Annotated in this window: 15 protein-coding genes and 3 pseudogenes; 8 read left to right on the top strand and 10 right to left on the bottom strand. The window is 67.3% G+C overall.

The window, feature by feature from the left end; all coding sequences use genetic code 11:
• Nucleotides 1-204 precede the first annotated feature (204 nt).
• Nucleotides 205-796 (bottom strand): annotated as a pseudogene (locus OG379_RS41170) (ISAzo13-like element transposase-related protein); the annotation flags it as partial.
• A 141-nt stretch (nucleotides 797-937) separates the two neighbouring features.
• Between OG379_RS41170 and OG379_RS41165 the strand changes: the two are divergent.
• Nucleotides 938-2407 carry an AAA family ATPase gene (locus tag OG379_RS41165; protein ID WP_331735558.1) on the top strand — a complete coding sequence of 490 codons (1470 nt, stop codon included), beginning with the start codon at nucleotides 938-940 and terminating at the stop codon, nucleotides 2405-2407.
• Between the two features lie 57 nt (nucleotides 2408-2464).
• On the opposite strand, the gene OG379_RS41160 is transcribed toward OG379_RS41165, so the two are convergent.
• Complete coding sequence (locus OG379_RS41160) at nucleotides 2465-2896, bottom strand: hypothetical protein (RefSeq protein ID WP_331735557.1); 432 nt, start codon at nucleotides 2894-2896, stop codon at nucleotides 2465-2467.
• 215 nt (nucleotides 2897-3111) lie between these two features.
• Between OG379_RS41160 and OG379_RS41155 the strand changes: the two genes are divergently transcribed.
• A complete protein-coding gene (locus tag OG379_RS41155) occupies nucleotides 3112-3531 on the top strand; it encodes a hypothetical protein (RefSeq protein WP_331735556.1) in 420 nt (139 codons plus the stop codon).
• A gap of 244 nt (nucleotides 3532-3775) precedes the next feature.
• On the opposite strand, the gene OG379_RS41150 is transcribed toward OG379_RS41155, so the two are convergent.
• The 4 genes from OG379_RS41150 to OG379_RS41135 are packed head-to-tail and all read right to left on the bottom strand — an operon-like array spanning nucleotide 3776 to nucleotide 7867.
• Nucleotides 3776-4375, bottom strand: a complete 600-nt coding sequence (locus tag OG379_RS41150) for a hypothetical protein (RefSeq protein WP_331735555.1) — start codon at nucleotides 4373-4375, stop codon at nucleotides 3776-3778.
• On the bottom strand, nucleotides 4375-5718 hold the full coding sequence (locus OG379_RS41145) for a tyrosine-type recombinase/integrase (RefSeq protein WP_331735553.1): 1344 nt from the start codon (nucleotides 5716-5718) through the stop codon (nucleotides 4375-4377). Before OG379_RS41145 ends, OG379_RS41150 begins: the two co-directional genes overlap by 1 nt.
• An 11-nt stretch (nucleotides 5719-5729) precedes the next feature.
• The gene (locus tag OG379_RS41140) at nucleotides 5730-6968 is read right to left on the bottom strand and encodes a hypothetical protein (RefSeq protein WP_331735550.1); all 1239 of its coding nucleotides are present in this window, start codon (nucleotides 6966-6968) and stop codon (nucleotides 5730-5732) included.
• On the bottom strand, nucleotides 6965-7867 hold the full coding sequence (locus OG379_RS41135; protein ID WP_331735548.1) for a tyrosine-type recombinase/integrase: 903 nt from the start codon (nucleotides 7865-7867) through the stop codon (nucleotides 6965-6967). The genes OG379_RS41140 and OG379_RS41135 overlap by 4 nt, the downstream gene beginning before the upstream one ends.
• A gap of 744 nt (nucleotides 7868-8611) precedes the next feature.
• Between OG379_RS41135 and OG379_RS41130 the strand changes: the two genes are divergently transcribed.
• The 5 genes from OG379_RS41130 to OG379_RS41110 all read left to right on the top strand — a co-directional run bounded on the left by OG379_RS41130 (nucleotide 8612) and on the right by OG379_RS41110 (nucleotide 13486).
• Nucleotides 8612-10105, top strand: coding sequence for an NUDIX domain-containing protein (locus tag OG379_RS41130; RefSeq protein WP_331735544.1), 1494 nt, complete (start codon nucleotides 8612-8614; stop codon nucleotides 10103-10105).
• A gap of 118 nt (nucleotides 10106-10223) precedes the next feature.
• Nucleotides 10224-11321 carry a M15 family metallopeptidase gene (locus OG379_RS41125; RefSeq protein ID WP_405669039.1) on the top strand — a complete coding sequence of 366 codons (1098 nt, stop codon included), beginning with the start codon at nucleotides 10224-10226 and terminating at the stop codon, nucleotides 11319-11321.
• A gap of 708 nt (nucleotides 11322-12029) precedes the next feature.
• On the top strand, nucleotides 12030-12185 hold the full coding sequence (locus tag OG379_RS41120; protein ID WP_331735538.1) for a hypothetical protein: 156 nt from the start codon (nucleotides 12030-12032) through the stop codon (nucleotides 12183-12185).
• 28 nt (nucleotides 12186-12213) lie between these two features.
• Nucleotides 12214-12945 carry a class I SAM-dependent methyltransferase gene (locus OG379_RS41115; RefSeq protein ID WP_331735536.1) on the top strand — a complete coding sequence of 244 codons (732 nt, stop codon included), beginning with the start codon at nucleotides 12214-12216 and terminating at the stop codon, nucleotides 12943-12945.
• Between the two features lie 205 nt (nucleotides 12946-13150).
• Nucleotides 13151-13486, top strand: a complete 336-nt coding sequence (locus tag OG379_RS41110) for a sterol carrier protein domain-containing protein (protein WP_405669037.1) — start codon at nucleotides 13151-13153, stop codon at nucleotides 13484-13486.
• Between the two features lie 325 nt (nucleotides 13487-13811).
• On the opposite strand, the gene OG379_RS41105 is transcribed toward OG379_RS41110, so the two are convergent.
• A complete protein-coding gene (locus OG379_RS41105) occupies nucleotides 13812-14438 on the bottom strand; it encodes a hypothetical protein (RefSeq protein ID WP_331735532.1) in 627 nt (208 codons plus the stop codon).
• Nucleotides 14439-14561: 123 nt separating this feature from the next.
• Here OG379_RS41105 and OG379_RS41100 point away from each other — a divergent pair.
• A pseudogene (locus OG379_RS41100) lies at nucleotides 14562-14669 on the top strand (IS5/IS1182 family transposase); the annotation flags it as partial.
• 782 nt (nucleotides 14670-15451) lie between these two features.
• Here OG379_RS41100 and OG379_RS41095 read toward each other — a convergent pair.
• From OG379_RS41095 to OG379_RS41085, 3 genes and pseudogenes are all read right to left on the bottom strand, one after another.
• Entirely contained in the window at nucleotides 15452-16090 is a 639-nt protein-coding gene (locus OG379_RS41095; protein WP_405669035.1) for a hypothetical protein, read from the bottom strand.
• Nucleotides 15987-16421, bottom strand: a pseudogene (locus OG379_RS41090) (hypothetical protein); the annotation flags it as partial. The pseudogene OG379_RS41090 and the gene OG379_RS41095, both read right to left, overlap by 104 nt.
• 20 nt (nucleotides 16422-16441) lie before the next feature.
• The gene (locus OG379_RS41085; protein ID WP_331735528.1) at nucleotides 16442-19891 is read right to left on the bottom strand and encodes a DNA polymerase III subunit alpha; all 3450 of its coding nucleotides are present in this window, start codon (nucleotides 19889-19891) and stop codon (nucleotides 16442-16444) included.
• Between the last annotated feature and the right edge of the window lie 433 nt (nucleotides 19892-20324).

The raw sequence follows: 20324 nt of genomic DNA, 5'->3' as shown, positions 1-20324 counted from the left end.
GTGAGCTTATAAAGACTGTACCTCAAATGAGGGGCAAGTTTTATAAGGATCGCCGACGTTCGCGACGCCGGTCGCCGGGTCAGGGAGAACAGATGCTCCTGATCGCGGACAGCCTGGAGAGCGGCTCGGAGCGAGTGAACCCGTCTGCGGTCTTGCGGCCGGATGGTTCGAATGAAGTGCACCGCCCTAAGGGATTGCAGATCATTAACACGTTGTTTTGATCTTGTTGTCCTCGCCGGCCTGGGCCTGAACCCGGTCCTGAAGGGCGGCGAGGGCCGTGGGTGGGGTCGTCGCCGGTGTGATGGTGATGCCGTGTGCCTCGAGCAGTCGCCGGTACTTCAGGAGGGTGAGGTGCATCGCGGTGCGGCTGGTACCAAACAGCAATGCGAGGGGTTCCGCGGCCAAGGCGGCCCGCAGGTGGAGCACGGCGGCCAGGACCTGGTCGGCGAAGGCCAGCCGAGGCGGCCGACCGCGCCGGATATCCCAGTCAGTGCTGGATCGGAAAGCAAGGCCTGGTCCCACTCCGGATCCGGCGTCTGCGGGGCCCGGGCCGTCGGGATCACGGGTGATGGGTGGGGGTGCAGTGCGTAGTTCCAAGCGCCCTGGAACGCGTGCCGGGTCAGCGGCAGGGCGGCCATCTCCGCGTTTCTGATGCGGACTCCGGTTGGGTAGGTGTTGGTGTCGAGTTCGGCCCTCACACGCAGTCCGGTGCGGGTGGTGATCGCGGTGGTCGACTGCACGATGACTTCGTGGCTGGTCAGCGGGCGGCCGCTCCTTTCATGGTGATGTGCGAGAAGGGCCCGATGCCCGCCGCCGCGAGATCCGGCTTGGGCAGCGCCCACCCGCAAGGGAAGGCCGACATGATGGTGAGGGGGCCCACTGGCGTCATCCAGCAAGCGCGTTCAGTTTCCGGGGCACACTCTGGGAACATATGACAATGAGTCATGATGATCAGGTGCGGAAGCTGGGCAAGAAGTTCACCCGTGCATGTCACGCCAACTTCGGTCCGATGCTGCTGGCGATGCGTGTTAAGGGCTTCCGGGGGGTGCCGGACCTGACGCTGTCGTTCACCTCGCCCATCACAGCGTTGTCAGGGCTCAACGGAACGGGCAAGAGCACCATTGCCCAGCTTGCAGCATGCGCCTTCCGCCAGCCTGACGACTACACCTTGCAGCGCTTCTACGTGGCCCACTTCTTCCCGGTGTCCGCGGCCGACCCTCATCCCTTCGCAGGCGACGCTGAGGTCCACTACACCTACGCCACCGAAGGTGGCTCCGCCCCCCAGCAGCTGACCGTCAAACGGGCGGCCAAGGAGTGGTCGGGCTACAAGCGCCAGCCTCAGCGTGCCACCCACTACATAGGCTTCACCCAGTTCATCCCGAAAGTAGAACGCCGGGACATGTCCGTCTATGGCGCCCGCACCCTCGAACTGGGAGAAACTCATCAGCTGCAACCGCAGGCAGCTCAGCATGTGGCTCGGATCCTAGGCTTGCCCTACGACCAGCTGGCGTTCGCCGACGTACGCACCACCACCAAGTCCTCCAAATTGGCCATGGCCAGCCGCGGCGGTCGGACCTACTCCGAAAACCACATGGGCTTCGGAGAGGGGCGCGTGGTCTACATGGTCAACACGCTGGAGACCGCGCCTCCCAAAAGCCTCATCCTCCTAGAGGAACCCGAAACCTCCCTCCACGGCGATGCCCAAGTACGACTGGCGCAGTACCTCGTCGACGTGGCCGGCCGCCACGGTCACCAGATCATCCTCACCACCCACAGCGCCGCGATTCTGGGGCAGCTTGGCCGAGAATCCGTCGTCTACCTGCGCCGTACTCCCGAGAATGACGTCACAGCCGCCCATGGCCTAAGCACCTACCAGATCGACTCCCACCTGCAGAGGGAAGGCCGCGTAGCTGACGGCGTCACCATCTGTGTAGAGGACGCCTTCGCCCGCTGCCTGACCACCTGGATCTTTCGCACCACCGACCCGGAGCTGCTGTCCGGCTGTGCATTCCTCGAGATCGGCGGAGGTCAGGAGATCCCCGCCGCAGTGAAGCTCCTGCGTAATGCCAAACGCCGCACGGTGGGCCTGAGCGACGGAGACATGCCGCACGATGGCACAGACGGGGTCATGACCCTGCCGGGCAGCCTCCCACCCGAGAAGGAGGTCTTCTTCCACTCGGCCGTCAAGGACTACTTCGCCGGAGCCCCGTTCAACGTGGACATCACCGAGACGCTCGCCGGTGTCGCCGACCACCACAACTACGCAAGAGCCATTGCCGACCGTCTCATGTTGGATCCCACCGTCATAGCCAGCGACGCCTGCCGCGCCTATGTCGAAGCGCACGAGCCGGCGGACTTCGCCTCTCTGACCGGCTACGTGCGGTCCGAGGTCGGCGACCGCCGCTAGGAGAGGAACAGGCCCCGCAGCTGTTCTGAAGAGGACCATTTTGGTGCAAATGACTGGTCAGATCTGCAGGATCGGAATGCCGGTGACTGTGCTGGTGCCAGCGAAAATCTGAACCGGGCGGCCGAGTTCCACCGGGCACGTCTCGTCGAACCACTGCTTGTCAGCGCCGTACGCGGCCGGTCGACCTACGGTGTCCGGGACGTTCACCATCCCGGCGGTGATCGCAGTTTGCTCCTCTTCCTCCCGGTGGCGCCCTCCGTAACACGCCAGACGGCCCCCATCTGCTGTGACGGAAGGCTGTGTGGCCTCCGGATGGTCCAGGAGTGACCTTGCGAAAGCGAGGATGAGGGGCTGGCTGATAGCCGGCTTGTTGAGCTGTACGCCAACCTCAGAGACGCCAGAGAGCTGCTGGGGTCCGGCGTACCCCCTTGCGGCTCTCACCGGCTTCGCTTCCTTGGCCGGGCGTGGTGAGAGGCTCTGGGCAGGCATGAGGGTCGGCGCCATCCTCTGGACCCACAGCATCTGCCACGGCTGTTGATACGGGAGCGATCCATCGTGACGGGTAGCACCCAATCGGGTGACTAGCTCTCCGCCCGGCCGCACTGACGGGCGTGTTGAGGTAGGAGCTCAGGTAGCTGAATCTGATCGGGCAATGTCGGGTGATTGCCCGACAGGCGAGGGATGGGTCCGGTAGATCTATGCGGGTGAATGCATCCACGCCCAGCGAGACCACTCCCAAGGACGGCGACACCACCTCTTTCGCCGAAACCGCGAAAAACCTGTTCAGGAAGCACAAACCGAAGATCATCGCCGCCGGCGCCGTGGGAGTGGCCGTCGTTGGCGTGGTCGCCAGTCTCACCGAGGGACGGGAAGCTAAGGACACCAAAGGCTCCGAGCCCGGACCTGACCCTGTCGTCGGGCGCCAGCCGCGCAGCCCCACCGTCTTGCATGAAGTAGCCGAGCATCTAATGAAGCTCGCCGCCGGTCGTCAGGCCAGCGAAACAGCTAAGGCTGCTTACAAGGACGCCACCGGGGAAGACCTTCCCGCTGATCACACCTGGCGCAGAAGGTCTTCCCGGGGCGGCTCCTCGGAAGCTCGGACTTCCGTCCAAGCCTCACCTTGAGCACTTGGGTGCGTAGGACAGGGTGGATTACCTCACCCTGCCTGGCCGGGCCGTTGATCGAGAGCGCCAGGGGGCCGCCCATCTACTTCCGTAGGAGCTGAAGCCTGGCCAAGGAAGCGTCGGCGTACCCACACGCCCCGCATGACCGCTCCTGGGCCCCGGATGTCAGTCGGTGATCGTCACCTACCTGGAGGAGAACTCGGCTTCTATGACGTCGCCACTCTCGCTCTGCTCATACTGGTGTTTAAGGGTGGTTAAGTTCGATGATCTGAGCTTCAAGAGCGGCGATGCGCTTGTCCGAGAATCGAAGGTTGGTACGTGCTCCCACGAGTCGTTCCTGGAGTTTGCGATGCTCACGGGTCAGGCTCTGGACTTGGTGCTTGAGGCTCGTGTTCTCGCTGATCAGGTGCTGAACGCTCTCACCGGGGACCATCCGGTCGAAGTCGCGGATCTGCCCCATAAGGTCACCGATCCGCTGCCGCTGAACCAGGACCTCCTTCTGGATTCGGGTGAGCCCGGCTTCGGCATTCAGAGCCCGCTCGCGCCAGTTTGCTTCGATGCGTTCGTGTTCGGCCTCGCCGGCGGCATCACGGCGGCTGCGGCTGTCGGTGACAGCGTTTTGGACGAGGGCGCGAGCCTCTGCGTTCTCGTAGAGGAACGTGGCGGACACATGGGCGCGTTGAGCGATGCCGCGGACGGTCAGTCGGCTGCGTTCGCGGCGGAGTTGGCCGATGGTCGCGGTGACGCGGTGACGCGGTCCAGCTTGTCCTTGGTCTGCGTGCGGCGAGCTGCGATGGCGGCCGCGGTGTTCGAGGGCCTCATGCTGCCGCTCCTCCGTCTTCATCAATTTTTTCGTGGCGGGCGAGTTCCTGCGCGCGGAACGCGGTGGCCCAGACTCGGCCGAAGTAGTCCTGGGGCCGTCTGAGGTCGAGTTCGAGGGCCTCGTCGAGAAGCCCGAGGGCGGACAAGGCCTTCTCCAGGCCGTCGATCGCGCGGGCGGTGGGCTCGAAGAGCTCGTGGAAGTAGTCCGCGATGGCCGGAGGGCGCCCGCTCGGCCTGCATCCGCCATTGCTCGCGTTTGCGGTGCCAGTAGACGAGGTCGGCTCCGGAGAGGACGAACTTTTCGCAGTTGTGGCAGTCCATTTTCCAGGGGCAGGCGTTGCCGTCGACGACGGGCTGGAAGGTGCAGAACCCGCCTTCGGCCGGGGTGGATCGTCGGGTGAGGTCGATTGCCAACGCTTGGGCCTGTTCACGGGACATGGGGTCGCCGGAAGATAGGAGGACACCGGGCTCGGCTGCGCCGGGCCCGGTCACCCAGAGTGTGTTGAGGGCCTCGTTCAGCCTGGGATCGGTGTTGGCGATGTGGGCGTAGTGCTCGGCCATAGCGTCAGAGACCTGGCCGAGGTAGCGCTTGACGTGGGAGAGGTTCGCGCCGGCCTTGAGCAGTTTGGTGGCCAGGGTGTGACGGGCCTGGTGGGCGACGCCTTTGATGTCGAGTTTGTTGACCCAGGTTGAGAAGCCGGTCTGGAAGAAGCCGTAGCTGACGCTCTGCAGGGCGGCCCGGTTGGTCGAGCGACGGGGGAAGAGCGCAATGAGGGTTCGTTCTTCCGGCGTGGGCTTGCGCCCGTGTCGCTCGACAAACCGGTCGATGGTCTTGGCCTGACGGACCTCGATGCGTTCGACAAGCCGTTCGGGGATACGGATTCCCTCATCGAGATTCCCGACCTTGGTCTGGTCGTGCCAGAGCACAGGCAGGTTATTAATCCGCCCGACGCACTCGAGCCGGAGTTTGATCACCTCGTTCGCACGACGGCCGGTGAAGACCAGGGCCTCCCAGATATCCCGCAGGCCGCGGTCTTCGACGTCGTGCTGGTCGAGAAGTGCAAGGTTTTCATCGGCGGCGAGTGCACGGGCAACCTCGTCGGTGAACGGCTGGCGCCGGCCGCCGCGTGAGGTCCCGCCAGTCGGCACGGCGGTGATGAAGCGGCGGTCGACGCCGGCTGCGGTGGTGAGCCCCTCGTCCATGCCGAACCTGAGCAGTCGCCGGACGCCTCCGAAGGTCCGGCCAACCGCGTCCGGGGTCGCCCGGGCCTGCTTTCGACCTCGGCCTCCAGGGTCTTTGTGCAGGCCGAGGGGCGGCAGCCCGTTGCGGCCCCGGTGACGCTGGTCGGCGACGAAGTCAAGCATGTGTTGCTCCGTCAGCCGACGTGGGTCGTTGCCGCCTGCCGGTGCCTGGGCGAGCAGGTAGGCGCTGAGTTCAGTGCAGGCTCGACGGATGGCCTTGAAAGTCGTCTGGGAACGAGGGGGGGGTTGTTTCGCAGCAGGTCGTCGAAGAAGTCCCAGAGAATGTCCCTTAGCCAGGTCTGGGAGATGCAGGTCAGGTCGAAGTGGCTGCTGCAGTTAGGGAAGCGGATGCCATAGTGCTCGGTTTCGAAGAACCCGGACTGCTTGGTGTCCTGGCGGCTGAAGTAGACGAGCCGTAGTTCGCAGAGCATGGCTTTGACGATCTTCTGGCAGTGATCCGGGAGGCCGTCGAGGTCGAGATCGGTGAGCGAGCCCGCATCGTGGTCGCGACAGTGCTGGGCGATGGTCTGAACGAACCGCAGTGGCCAGTAAGCGCCTTCGATCAAGGTTGCGGAGTGGTGAAGCAAGATCCACTGCAGTTCAGCCTTCACCAGCGGCCGCAGGCCGAGCAGGGAGAGGGTGCCCGTCATCCGCACAATGGCCGGGGCGGTGCGGCACCACCGGTTGAACGCGGCCTCGTTGCCATAGATGACCTTCCCGTGGCCGTCCGGCCCGGCATGCTGTGCCCCTTGCCGACGGTCCGGAACCTGGGCGTCGCCCGGCCGGCCCTGGCGGCCGTAGAGGGTGCGGTGGCGGGAACACAGGCGGAGTGGATGCGGGTCGGCAAGTTCGCTGCAGGCGAGCACCAGGCAGTTGCCCAGGCCCGGAAGCGCCGCTTGCTTTGGCAGCCAGTCATCGAAGTGCGGGACTAGGTCTTTCTTGCGCATCCAGCGTTCCCAGCCTGTCCACCGCTTCGCGTGGACGATACACAGCCCCATGTGGCCGACGGCCGGCAGTTCCGGGCAGATCAGGCAGGTCCGGGGCTCGGACCAGCTCCGAGTCTGGAGCGGTTCCGCGACGGCTAGGAACGAGGTGTAGGGCGCGCCGTCAGCGCGTAGGGCAGTCCACTGGTCTTGGTGGCGGTGGCAGAGGTCCCAGTTGCCCTCCTTGCTCCTCTGGCAGTCCTCGACCTTGCAGCGCCATCCGTAAACAGGGTGCTCGGCAGGGATGCGGAGCACGTCGCCCCGGAAGATCGGGTCGGCGGTGGGACTGTTGATGAGTGCCTGGAGGATCTCCAGCCGGTCGGTGACCGTACGGGAGACCGCGTGGCGGTTGACCAGTAGCGAGAGTGCTGAGTGGGTGGTGGTCCTCACTCCGATTCCCCCCAGACCTCGGTCAGGGCCGCGGAGAACTCCGGTGAGTGCAAATCCGGATGGCCGTAGACCTCATCGACCATCGCGGCGGATGCCCAGTTTCCGGCAGCCTTGGCCACGAGCGGGTCGCCGTTCGCGGCGGCCAGGATCTTCGACGTGGTCGTGTGTCGAAACGCGTGCGGCTTAACACGGCCGGGCAGTTGGGCCCGTCGCCCTGCCCGCCGCAGCATTCCACGAGCCGCGTCCGCCGTCCACGGCTCGCCGGTGGTTGGGCCAGCCAGTTGGATTAGGAGCATGCCGTGCCCAGTGTCGTGCTTCGCGTACTCGGTTGTCATGTACTTGAAGTAGGTGCTGACCATAGCCGGGCTCACCCGGTAGATCTCCCCGCCGCAGATCACACCGCTGGTCAGGCTCCAGTCCTCCTTCTTCTTCGCCCTGGCCCGGTTCGGGTTGTTCTGCCGGTGGCAGACGTGGACGTGCGGGCTCTTGCATTCGCCGCAGCCCGCGTTCTCCCGCAGGTGCAGGTCGACCAGGTGCAAGCCGGTGAGGCCGCCGATTCTTAAGGTCGAGTCGGAGAGCCAGGTCACAACCATCTCGTCGCGGGCGGTGTTCACCGCGGCCAGCAGTTCTGGCCGAGCACCGTCGGGCAGCATCTTCGGGTGTCGGCGGCGCATGCTGTCCGGAGGAGTCAGCGGGTTCGACGGAACCGAGGTCATCACGTGCCCCAGGAAGGCCCTCTTGCGGTCCGCCTGGGTGGGCAGGCGGGACATGTCTAGCGCCTCGCGCAGTTCGTTGTTGATGCCGCGCTTGACGCACTGGTGCAGATAGAAGCCCTTCAGGACGGTTGCTGAGATCGACAGGGCCGCCGTGCCGTACGGACGTTCGGCGGCACCCGCCATGGTTGCCCGTACGGCATCGGCACCTGTGCACCCACTGCTCCTTGGTAGCGCTGGAGGTCCTGGAGCGTCGTCGTCTCCGTGGTCAGGCCCTCACGGATGCGCCACCGAAGGTGATCGACGAGGTAGTAGGCGTAGGTCGCCTGCGGGCCTGACCCCTCGGAGATGCGCAGATAGCTCTCAGCTTCATCGTCTGCCGTGCAGTCCGGCCTGAGAATCGAGAATGACCAGCTGCCGTCGGCCCCTCGGATCCTCTGGACGCGCAAATCTTTCAGAACCAGATTTTTTCTCAAGGTGAGCTTCTCCCCGTTCGTCGCGTAGAAGGCGAACGCAAGCAGACCGGTAGTTAAAGACTCACGGGATCTGGCAAGACTGCACCTGAACGAGTGAGACGGACACACAACCTGAGGTCGCTAAATGGCGAGGTCTACGACGGGGTGGGGCCCAACGCCACGCTCCGCCTAGCCGCCCGTGTCGCCGGCAACGGGCGGACAGCCGTCGGCCCCGCTACGGGCCGCCCCTTCGCGCGCCTGCTCGCCACCCCCGGCCCATGCCACCGCCCTGCTCGGATGGAGCCCGCCAAGAGCGCGGCAAGCCCACTCGCCACTGAAACGGCCCGGGAGCTCTGGGACCTGCCCACCGCTGGCCCAACCGCCATCGAGGAAGTCCCAGCGGAGAGGATGCAGCTGAGCTGACGAGAACGCCCCGCCTTGACTCGTTCCGCATCGCGCCCCCTGAGGAACACCCATGTCGCTGTCGCACCACCACATCCGCACCACCGTCGAGACCTACCTCGCTCGTCACCCTCACGAGCGAGCGCAGCTCGGCGGCCTCCTGGAAGCACTCGACCGGCCCACCGACGTCGCCAGCCGCTCCGCCTTCGCCGGGCACGTCACCTGCGGCGCCATCGTCGTCGACACCCTCGGCCGCGTCCTGCACGTGCTCCACCTGGCGAGCGGGAAGCTACTCGCTCCAGGCGGACACGCCGAACCCGTCGACGACTCCCTGGCAGAGACGGCCCTTCGGGAGCTGCATGAAGAGACCAGGATCCCATTTCAGGCCGTGGCACCGTGGTCCGGTTACGAGGCCGTACCGTTCGACATCGACATCCACGACATCGACGCCCACCCGGGCAAAGGCGAACCCGGCCACCAGCACTTCGACTTCCGCTTCCTCTTCCGCCTACGCACCGCCAAGGAGGTGCCCGTGGTGCTGCAGGAAGAAGAAGTCGGCGGCATCGAGTGGCGTCCCCTGGACAAGGTGGCCTCCCCCTCCCTGCGCGACAAGCTGCTCAAGCTCACACCCGCCGTCGAACCGGAGACAGCCAACGCCTCCGCCCTGATCTACAACGACCGCGGTGCATACCTGCTCCACCTGCGCGACTACTTCCCCGGCCAGATCTGGGAACCGGGCATGTGGTCACTCCTCGGCGGCGGCCGAGAACCCCAGGACACCACCCTGGAACACACCGTGCGGCGCGAACTGGCCGAGGAAGCCGGCCTCGACATCGTCGACCTGACCCCGTTCGGCACCGAGTACACCTCCGACGACGCCGGAGCGAGCGTGCCCATCGCCATCTACGCCGGCCGCTGGAACGGCGACCCCCGGGAACTCCGCCTGACGGAAGGGGTGATGCTGGCTTGGTTCACCCCCGACGTCCTCCACCGCCTCCGAATCGCAGACACCACCAGCGACCTCGTACGCCGCCACGCCGCCAGCCACCCGGCCCTCGCCTCCAGCACCGCGTCGCTGAGCGGGCTCTTCTCGCCCGAGGAGCGCCGCCCAGCTTCGCCGCACGGCACGGTTCTCAACGTCATCGGCGTCCACCTCTACCTGGAGCGGCGCGACGGGACGGTGCTGCTCGGGCTGCGCCACCCAGACTCCAAGTTCGCGCCGTCCACCTGGCACGCCTTGGCCGGCCACTGCGAACAGGAGAACGCCATCACCTGCCTGATCAGGGAGGCACGGGAGGAAGCCGGCCTGCACATCGAGCGTCGGGACGTCGAACTCGTCCACGTCGTCCACCACATCGACCAGGCCGGAGACCGGCCCCGCGTGGGCCTGTTCTTCCGCGCCCACACCTGGGTCGGCGAGCCGGAGCTGCGCGAGCCGGACAAGTGCACCCAGTGGACATTCTGGGACCCGGAAGCGCTCCCCGACAACCTTGTCCCCTACGCCCGAGTGGCAATCGCGAAGATCCAGGACGGGGAGCTGTACAGCGAGACGGGCTGGCCCGCATGATCGGTACACCGCGCGGTGCACACCGTCGTCTGTCCGCTGCAATTGCGGCCCCAAGACGACCGTGGCCCAGGGCCTGCGAGATCACCACGGCCGCGGTATCGCGATCGTGGGCCAGGACATGATCCGCCGGAATGTGCTCAGGGAACACGACACCGCGCGCGGCACCAACATCGCCCTACTGGGCAGGATCGCACGCGAAGCACTGAACGCCGGCTTTCACGTGGTGCTCGAAGGAATCCTGTACTCCGACCGCTACAGCCACATGATCACGACACTGGTACGGGACCACCGCGGCGTCTCCAGCTGCTACTACCTGGACGTACCGCTGGAAACGACGTTTACCCGGCACGCCTCGAAGGCGGATGCCGCGTACCTCGCGCAAGTCACCGACAGCCACCTCGTCTCCTGGTACCGCGAACTGGATCTGCTGCCCGACGGCCTGGAGACCGTGATCCCGGCCGACAGCGCGCTGCAGGACACAATCGCGCAAATTCTGCACGAAACCGATCTGGCCTCTGCGTCGCCCATCGTGCCGCCGCAGTGCGAGCCGTCGCCGGGAGACTCGATGAACCCTCTGGTGTTGATGTCCTATCCGCAGGTTGCCGCGATCCCGGTGCACGAGTGCGGGGAACCGCTCGTCGACGTGCGGGACCACAGCTTCCGCGTCGATCCCCGCAAGCACGATCCGCTGGGCGCGTTCGCCCACGTCCGCGAAGGCGTCCTGGCCCGGCTGGAGCACGCCCGCTCGCTCCTGCCCGCTGGTACCGACCTGCTGTTCATCGAGGGCTACCGGCCGCCGGCCCTCCAGCAGCACTACTTCACCGAGTACCGGGACGAGCTGGCCACCGCTCACCCCGACTGGGCAGCTGACCAGCTGCACCAGGACGCCAGCCGGTACGTGTCACCACCGGAGATCGCACCCCACTCCGCGGGCGCGGCCGTGGACGTAACCCTCGTCGACCAGGATGGCCACGAACTCGACCTCGGTACCCGCGTCAATGCCTCCCCCGAGGAGAGCGACGGTGCCTGCTTCACTCACGCCCGGAACCTCAGCGGTCGGGCGCGCCACCACCGCACGCTGCTGCTCAACGCCATGGAGAACGCAGGTTTTACCAACTACGCGACCAAGTTCTGGCACTTCTCGGTAGCGGACCGGTACAACGTGCTGATACGGCAGGCGCCGCACGCGCGTTACGGACCGATCGAACTGCCGTAGCGCGCCGGAAGCCTCCTCTATTTCCGCGCCACCCACGCCGACGATCCGGGAACACAGATGCGCGACCACCGCACCCTGACCCGAATGCGAACCCAAGGCCGCGACGGACGGAACTCATCGAACGGAGGCACGCGTGCTGACAACACCCAGCAGGCGATCCCAGCCGTCCCGAGCCCGACGGCCGGAGACGAACCAAACGAGCACCACATGCACCTGCTCGAGCTGTACTACCGCCAAGTGGAAGCCGGCCGCGAGACGATCGAGGTTGCCGCCCGGCGAACTGCTCGCACTCTCCGCAGCATCTACCTGCCGGCCAAGGAAGTTCTCGGCGTTCGGCGCCCTCGCGTTCGACCAGCGCCCTGCCCGGCCCGGCCGCCCGAATCCGATGACGGCCAAGGCGTACGCGCGGACCGTCCCCCACCACACGGTGTACGGCTACCTGTACATCCGTGACAAACACGGCCGACCGGTCCAGCTCCGCTCGGTCTATGGCTCGGACTCTGGCAGTTCCCGGGGGGCAACCCGGACGCGACGGGCGCAGGGCCTCGCTGCAGACCGCCTGGCGCGAGGCGGTTGAGGGGACGGGTCTCGAACTCGGCCTGGACTCGCCGGAGCTCCTTCTGACGCACTTCCTGCATGCTGGCCCGCGACAACCGCTGAACAGGGCGGGGCTCATCTTCGACGGAGGGCAGCTGACCGCTGACCGGCTTGGCCGTATCTGCCTCGATCACGCCGAGCACGACATGCGGGCACGACCTCGCGACCCGGCAGGAGCTGATGGCGCCGCGCGCCGTCGCTCGCCTCGATGCCATCGAACGAGCCCGGCGCGGCGAGGGCCCCGCCTATCTGATCACGCCCACCTGATCCCCAACCCCCTATCCAGGAGGCACCCGTGCCCGCCGAGGAGACCAACACCCGAGCCTGGCAGATCTACGGCCAGCGCCAACTGGCCCGCGCCTACACCCCGCCCATCCCCGACCGGCTCGGCTGGACGCCCTGGGAAGGGACCGGCCCGGGCGCAGAAGTCCTCGGTGACGTCGCCGGCCGCCGGGTCCTGGACATCGGGTCCGGAGCCGGCCACCACGCCGTCCATCTCGTCCAAGCACATGGAGCCCGCGTCACCGGCATCGAGCTGTCCCCGACCCAGCATGAACGCGCCGTCTCCACCCACGTAGACGTTCACGGCGTGGAATTCGTCCAAGCAGACGCGGCCGAGTACCTGGACGGAGTCGAGCCGTTCGACGCCGCGTACGCGATCGGGACGCTCGCCTTCATCGACCCGCATCGCTCGCTGCCGGCGCTGCGCGCCGGCCTGCGTCCGGGCGCCCCCTTGATCCTCTCGCTCCTGCACACCGACCTGCACGGGCACGGCCCGTCCGCTGAGGTGGCACCGCGCGAGCAGATGATCCTGCTGCGCGACGACCCGCCCCTGCCCACGCAGATGTGGGTCCTGGCACCGCAGCTGTGGAAGGACCTGCTCACCGAGTACGGCTTCCGCGTCGAGGCCATCGACCTGCTTCCGCACCCCGAGGAAAGCACCACGGTCGTCCACCAGCTCATCCGCGCCCGGCGCCTGCCCGCCCGGTTGGCGCGAGAGCACCCTTCGCGACCTGGCCATACCTGACTGCTTTACCGCCTATTTGCCGAGCTTCGTCGCGTCCTGTCGAAACACCCAAGAACTTCACGTCGTCGAAGTGCACGCCGTTGCGTCACACCAGACGTGGGCGGTTGCTGTTGATGCGTTGCCAATCCGCGACGAGAACGAAGCTGGCACGCCGGGCCAGGTCCTCCGCTCTCACCGGCATCCTGCGGAAGCCTGGCACCCGTGGATGCTCCGCATCCTCGACCTCCAGGAAGCGGTGCGACTGCGCGGCTGGCCGACCAGCCTCAGCACCACCGTGCCCGTGACCGTCGAAGGCGAGGAAGCCGGGAGCTGGCAGGAGTACCTGCTCAGCGTCCACGACGGCACCGCCCAGATCAACAGGGCGCACACAGCAGGGGAGGTGCGCCTCACCCGGCGGCAGCTGGCCGTCTGGTACGCCGGCGGCTACCCGTCGACAGCCTCAGCACGCCTCGCAGGAGTAACCGCCACGTCCGAGGAAGCACTCAGCAAACTGATCCAGATCACCACGGGACACGAACCCTGGCTCCCCGATCACTTCTAGAACCTGCGGCGCCGGATCGCTGACGCCCCCGCGCAGGCGTGCACATCGAGTCGAGCCAGGGCGAGACCCCGGCATGCGGAAAGAGGGCCGCCGGTACCCGGCGGCCCTCCTCACGGTTCGACCGCAACGCTTGGGCACGGGCCAGTGGAGCGCGTCTGCGGTTGGGAGCAGCTCCTCGTGGCCGGCACGAGATCTTCGGGGAACTCTGGTAGCGGCTCCGAGGGGCCGAGGTCCCAGGTTCCCATGTGATCTCCTCGCATAGCGGTCCGGGGATTTTGACACCGGCCACGGACAGTGCCGGCGGGGCGTGCCCGTCGCTGCGCGGTTAGGGCAGACCTACGAGACCCCAGCCACGGCGGGCGGCCTCCGCGGTCACGTCACCCCATTCATCCAACAGGGCGGTGAAGTCCTCGAAGGTGTCCGGGAAGCCTGCCCAGCCCTCGCACTCGGCGGCGAACGGCCCGCGCAACTCTTCGAGGTGGGGCTTGGCCCGCTCCCACGCACGGGCCTTACCCGGTACTGCCTCGGGCGGACACACGAGCAGGACGCGGGGCCCTCCGCGATCGGTAGCCGGCGGGAAGAATCCTCCGCCACCCGTCAACGAAGGGTCGTTCGCCGGATCCGCATCCCAGATCAGACCATCGAGAAAGGTGTCCATCTCCGCACGCACTGATGCAGAGGCAAAGGGCCGCATCTCGTCCCACGCGTGACCCGCGCGATAATGCGGGCTGTAGGAGCCGGTGGTGGTGTGGAACTCGTACTCGGCGCACCACGCAGACTCCCGATCCGGGAGCCACAGCCAACCGCAGGTCGTCCCGTACCGCTGTACGGGGTATTGGCCATCGAGTTCCAATGGCCGCGTGGTGTCGTCCAGTGCGTCAATGCGTTTGTCGACGGGGACGGCGCTCAACTGCTCCCAGTCCGCCATGAAGAGCATGAGATCCAGACCCATGGCGGCAGCATAGACAAGCCACGCGCAGCCAGGAGACGTGGGGGCCTGCCGTCCCGCAGATCTACCGGCACGCTCCAGGCCCCCCTGCCGTAGGGGTCAGGCGGCGAGAATCCGGTGACGGGATGCGGCCAGCGGCTCGGCGCGGGTCGCGCTCTCGCCACACGGTATGACGAGCTCGCGGTCCGTTACGAGGCAACCGTCTTCATCGCAGCCATCAACGAATGGTTGTGACCGAACTTTCAGGACTCATAGGGGCCGCCCCGGAAGTACATGCTCCTGTGCGCTCGTGGGCGGTCACCGCGCCCGTGCGCGACATCCGAGCGGTCGGCAGGTGCCGTCCGTTTGGCCAGTTCCCGAAGTGTCTCCAGGCCGGCCAGTACTTCCGAGCGATTGTCCGACCTCTTCATCCACGCCGGCAACCGAGCGAACATCGCCCTCGTCGGCCGTACGCCGTCACGCTCTCGCAATTGCGCAGCGACGTAGGCGGACAACTCGGCGATGTGCTCCTCGTTGTAGGCCCACAAGATCTGACCGACGCAACGGGTCTGCAGCCACAGAGGCCGCTGGAAAAACGGATCCTCACTACCACCCAGCACCGCGCCAATCAGCCCAGCTCCCCGCACCTCAGGGGTCCAGTCGGCGATGGCACCGCACCCTCCACAAGCCAGACGACGCGGCTGGAACAAGAGCTCGCTGAAGTACTTGAGTTCAAAAATGCCTGGCCGGGGAACCACGAGGGCACGGCCTCCGCATCGCGGACAGACCACAAGTATCTGACCCGCGAACCGAGCCAACGGAAGCCCCGGGTCATGGTGACGAGCGAGATCAGTACGCGGCTCAGAATCCATGACGGATACCATGGCAGGTTCGCGATGCAACCGGCGACCGGGTCCCGAACATCCCCTCCAGCCCCGCTACCAGCCACTTTCGATACCCGACCTCACGTTGCGCGCGCACCGCTGGTTCTGTCGGACGGTGCCGAGTTGCCCTCTTGTCCGTCTCGAGGTTTGCCTCTATCGGGGTCGGTAGGCAGCGGCGCTGCCTGCGATGCCGGTGCCGAATCTGGTGCGGGCGCGGTCGAGGGCCGCTTCGAGGCTGCGGGCGTTGTCATCGCGGGAGTCGAGGGCGAGCTGGCGCGGTGCGCGTTCGGCGGGCTGGAGGCGTTCTGCACGCAGGGAGATGGCTTGGACGCGGGCGCGTTGGAGACCGAGTCCGGTGAGGAGCTCGCGTCCTGTGTCGGCAAGGTCCGGGGTGTGGGCGGTGGGTTCGGCGAGTGTCCGGGTGCGGCTGGTGCTGGTGCGGTCGGCGTAGGTGACCGTCAGGGTGAGGGCTTGGCATACCGCGTCGGTGTCGCGGAGCTGGGAGCCGAGCTGCTCGGCGAGGCCGAGGACGGTTCGGTGGTGCTGTTCGGGGTCGAGTTCGTCGCGGTCGAAGCGGCAGGTGCGGGTGATCGTTCTGGGGGGCGGCAGCGGGGATGACGGGGCGGTCGTCGGTGCCGTGGGCCCGGTCGTGTGCCTGGCGGCCGGCGGCGATGCCCAGGATCCGCTGGAGTGTGGCGAGCGGGGTGTCTGCGATGTCGCCGACGGTGTTGATCCCGTAGCGGGTGAGCGTGCGCGCGGTGGCCGGCCCCACCCCGGGGAGCGCGGAGGCACGTCGGGGGCGGAGGAAAGCGGCGACGTCGCAGGGGGTGCGGCCGATGATGGTGGCGGCGCCGAGTGGGGTGATGGCGGAGGCCATGGCCGCGATCATCCGCGACGGCCCGACTCCGGCGCTGCTTTGAACCCCGTAGAGCGCGAGGGCGCGAAGCCGGATGACAGCTGCGAGGCCTTCGGGGTCGCGGTCCCAGTACCGCAGGGCGCCGGTGAGGTCGACGTCGGCGGACAAGTCTGCGGGGTGCGGCTGAACCCGCGGTGTGATGGCGGCCAGGACAGTGAGGAGCTGTTCGTACAGGTCTGCGCTCTGGACGTGGAAGTAGATGCGCATCACGGTGCGTGAGCTGGTGGTCATCCCGCACTTCCCTGGCTGGTGTGGCCGAGGCGGTTGAGGTCGGCGGAGCGGGTACCGGCGGGCTGAAGATCGGCATAGGGGTGGAGCTTCGCCCCCGCGGTTCCGTTGGTGAGCGTCCGGGCCGGTGTGTCGGCCGGCTGGGCCGGGGTGGGCGCCGGTTCGCGGTGGCCGAGGAGATCGAGGACGGCCTGGGGGCCGTGGTCGCGGCGGGCCGCGGCGAGCTCTTCGAGGTTCCAGACGCTCTGCCCGACGACGGTCCGGCGCGGGCCTCGGGCCTCGACGGTGCCGCGGACGAGCAGCAGTCCGTTGTGGAAGATCGTGTGTGCGCAGGCTTCGTGGGAGTCTTCGAAGAAGGCGCAGTCGACGAGTCCGAAGCCGTCTTCGAGGGTGACGAAGATGACGCGTTTGCCGGAGGGGATGGGTGGGGTCTGGGTGGAGGCGCGTACGCCGGCGACCAGAACCTGCTGACCGGGGTGCATCGTCTTGAGGTGCTTGGCGTCGGTGGCTCCGATCTCCCGGAGCAGCCGGTGGTGGTGTTCCATCAGGTGGTGGGAGACATCGATCTTCAGCACGCCGAGTTCGGCGTCGAGGGTCTCGCGGCTGTTCATCTCGCGCAGGCCAGAAGGCCCGGCGGTGATGAGGGTGTCATCGATCGGGAGCTGTCCGGCGCCGGGCCGGCTGCGGGTGTGGCGGTGCAGCTCTGCCGCTTGGAGCAGGAGGTCGCGTCGTGTCAGGTCGCCCTTGAGATGGTCGAGGGCGCCGATCTGGATGAGGCGTTCGGTGATGGGCAGGGCGGGGTGGGCGCGTTGCCAGAGGTCCTGCAGGGAGTTGTAGGGCTGCCCGGCCGTGATGCGGGTGACCTGGTCTTCGCTGATGCCTTTCACCGTGGACAGGGAGAGCCGGACGCCGAAGCCACTGTCGGTCTGTTCGACCTGGTGGGCGGGTGCGGATCTGTTCACGTCGACGGGCAGGACGGGGACATTGTGGCGGCGGGCGTCGGCGACGATCACGCGCATCGGCCACATGCCCGGATCGTGTTCCAGCAGCCCCGCATACAGGGCTGCCGGATGGTGGGCCTTGAGCCATGCCGACTGGAGGGCGGGAACGGCGAAGGCGACGGCGTGCGCGCGGCAGAAACCGTACGCGCCGAAGCTGGCGACGATCTCCCAGACGTCATCCAGAACCTGGGCGGTGTATCCGCGGGTGCCGGCCTTCGCCCGGAACCACGCCTCCAGCTTCGGCAGGCGTTTCTCGTCGGCGAGGGCGCGGCGGGCGACTTCGGCCAGGGCGCGGTCGCAGCCGGTCATCACGGCGAGGATGTCGATGATCTGTTCGTGCCAGATCGTCACTCCGTACGTGTCGCGGAGGACGGGTTCGAGGTCGGGATGGGGGTAGACGGGGGCGGCGCCGTGGCGGGCGGCGATGTAGAGCGCGGGCATGCCGCCTTGCACCGGTCCCGGCCGGAACAAGCTGATGTCGGCGATGACGTCCTGGGGGTCGCGGGGCTGGAGGCGGCCGACGAGGTCCTGCTGGCCGGGTGACTCGAGCTGAAACATGCCGACGGTGTCGGAGTCCTGGATCAGGGCGAAAGCGAACTGGTCGTCCAAGGGCACGTGGTCAGGGTTGTCGAGGTCGATCTGCCGGCCGGTCGTGCGGCGGATCTCGGTGACGGCGTGGGCCATCGCGGACTGCATCCGCACGCCGAGGACGTCGAGTTTGAGCAGGCCGAGGTCTTCGACGTCTTCCTTGTCGGCCTGGACCATCGGGTACTGGCCGCCCGGTGTCGGCTGCACTGGCAGCCGGTCCAGCAGGGTCGCGTTCGACAGGATCACGCCGCACGGGTGCATCGCGATCCCCCGCGGAAGTGCGTCCAGGCCTTCGGCGAGCTCCCACAACCGGCCGTACGACGTGGCCCCGGCAGCGAGCTGGCGCAGTTCGGGCAGTTCCTTGAGCGCTCCGCGGATGTCGCAGGCGCGGATGTGCGGGAACGACTTGGCGACCTTGTCGACGACGTGGGGAGGCAGGCCGAGGGCGAGTCCGGTGTCACGCAGGGCGTGCCGGGCTCGGTAGGTTTCGGGCATGCCGGTGACGGCGACGCGGTCGGTGCCGAAGCGTTCGATGATCCGGTCGTAGACCTCCAAGCGGCGGGCGGACTCCACATCGATGTCGATGTCCGGAAGGGAGGCGCGTCGTTCGGAGAGGAACCGCTCGAACAAGAGCCGGTGCTCCAGTGGATTGGCCGTGGCGACGAACAGGCTGTGGTTGACCATGGATCCGGCGCCGGATCCGCGGGCGGAGACCCTGATGCCCATGTCGCGGACGTCCGCGACGACCTGGGCGACGGCGAGGAAGTAGGCCTCGAAGCCGAGCCGGCCGATGATGCCGAGCTCGTAATCTAGCTGCTCGACCGCCTGCCGGTCACCGTCGAGGCCACGAGCGGCCATGCCGGCTTCGCACCGCTGCGTCAGCAGCCGCATCGCCCCACCCAGGACCGGCTCAGCGCCGACGACGGTGGGCTCCGGGAAATGCGGGCGCCCCAGTCCGAGGTCGGCGACCGGATCGATCTCGCACTCCTCGGCCGTCCGTACGGTCTCGGCGAGCAGGGCGGCCGCCCGGCCCGGACCCGCACCTGCCGACTGGCAGATCAGCTCAGCCGCGGCAGCCATCTGGTCCGGGCCCTTCAGCCAGCGCTCTGAGCAGTCCAGGTTGCGGCGGTCGATCGGGCGCAGGCGCCTGGCTGCGTCCAGGACGTCGGCGATCCGGTGCTGGCTGGAGTCGGCGTAGCGCACCGCGTTGGTCAGCACAGCGGGGATGGAAAGCCGGTCGGCCAGGCCGAGCGTGTGGGCGGCGAGCCGCAAAGAGCCTGCCCCCAGCCCCTGCAGCCCCCAGTGCAGTACCTCCAGGCGCAGGTTCGGACCAGCGACCTCCCGCCATGGGGCCAGGAGCTGCTCAGTAAGGTCCGGGCGCCCGGCCGACAAGGCCTGCACCGGCTCCGACGCGGGCCCGAGCAGGACCGTGAGCTTCTGGTCCGCGTACTGCTGGAGCACGGGCCATGGCACGACCGGCGGCCTACCGTCGGCGGTCGCATGGGCCGCCGAGACGATCCTGCACAGCCGCGCCCAGCCAACGATGTCCTGGGCCAGGAGCGTGGCCCGCAGGGGCGCCTCCGTAACGTGCGCACCGCCGCGTGCGGGTGTTCGCGGCTTGAGGGTGGGGACGGCCGGGGTGTGTGGTGCGACCGCGAGGTCGACGCCGAGAACCGGCCGCACACCGGCCGCCATAGCGGCTTTGGCGAAGCGGACGATGCCGGTGACGGTGTCGCGATCGGTCAGCGCGAGCGTCATGATGCCGCGCTCGGCGGCGCGGGCGACCAGGTCATGCGGATGGGAGGCGCCGTAGCGGGCGGAGTAGCCGCTGGCGACATGCAGATGTACACCACCGCCCATCACGACCTCCCTCAAATACCCCCAAATATGATCTAACCACCCTGGCCAGATCTCTACAGTACTCGAACGGAAATCGAACAGGCGAGTTATGGCTCTCCGCGCCGCGAAGTCGCCCGCCGGGTTGTGACTGAGCGCCGTACCTGGCACGTGTGGCCAGGTACGGCGCTCAGTTTCTGGGTTTGGAGCTTGTCGCGGCACGTACCGACGAGAGGCAGACGGTCCCGACCGGTCGACCGAAAGGCGCAGCCGCGGTGCTCGATGGTGAGGTCGTCGCGGTCAACGGGCAGGGCCGGAGCGGCTTCGTGGGGGCCCCGGCTGTGACTGAGCGCCCTATCTGGCACCGATCGCCACGTAGTGTGCTCAGCCGATGCCTGAGATTGCTCCTACGAGAGCGTGACCGGAGCGGCGGCTGAGAGTGCTTTCGTCACGAAGA

Source organism: Streptomyces sp. NBC_01166, assembly GCF_045039765.1.
GTDB lineage: Bacteria > Actinomycetota > Actinomycetes > Streptomycetales > Streptomycetaceae > Streptomyces.
This window is presented reverse-complemented; position numbering and strand designations above follow the sequence as displayed.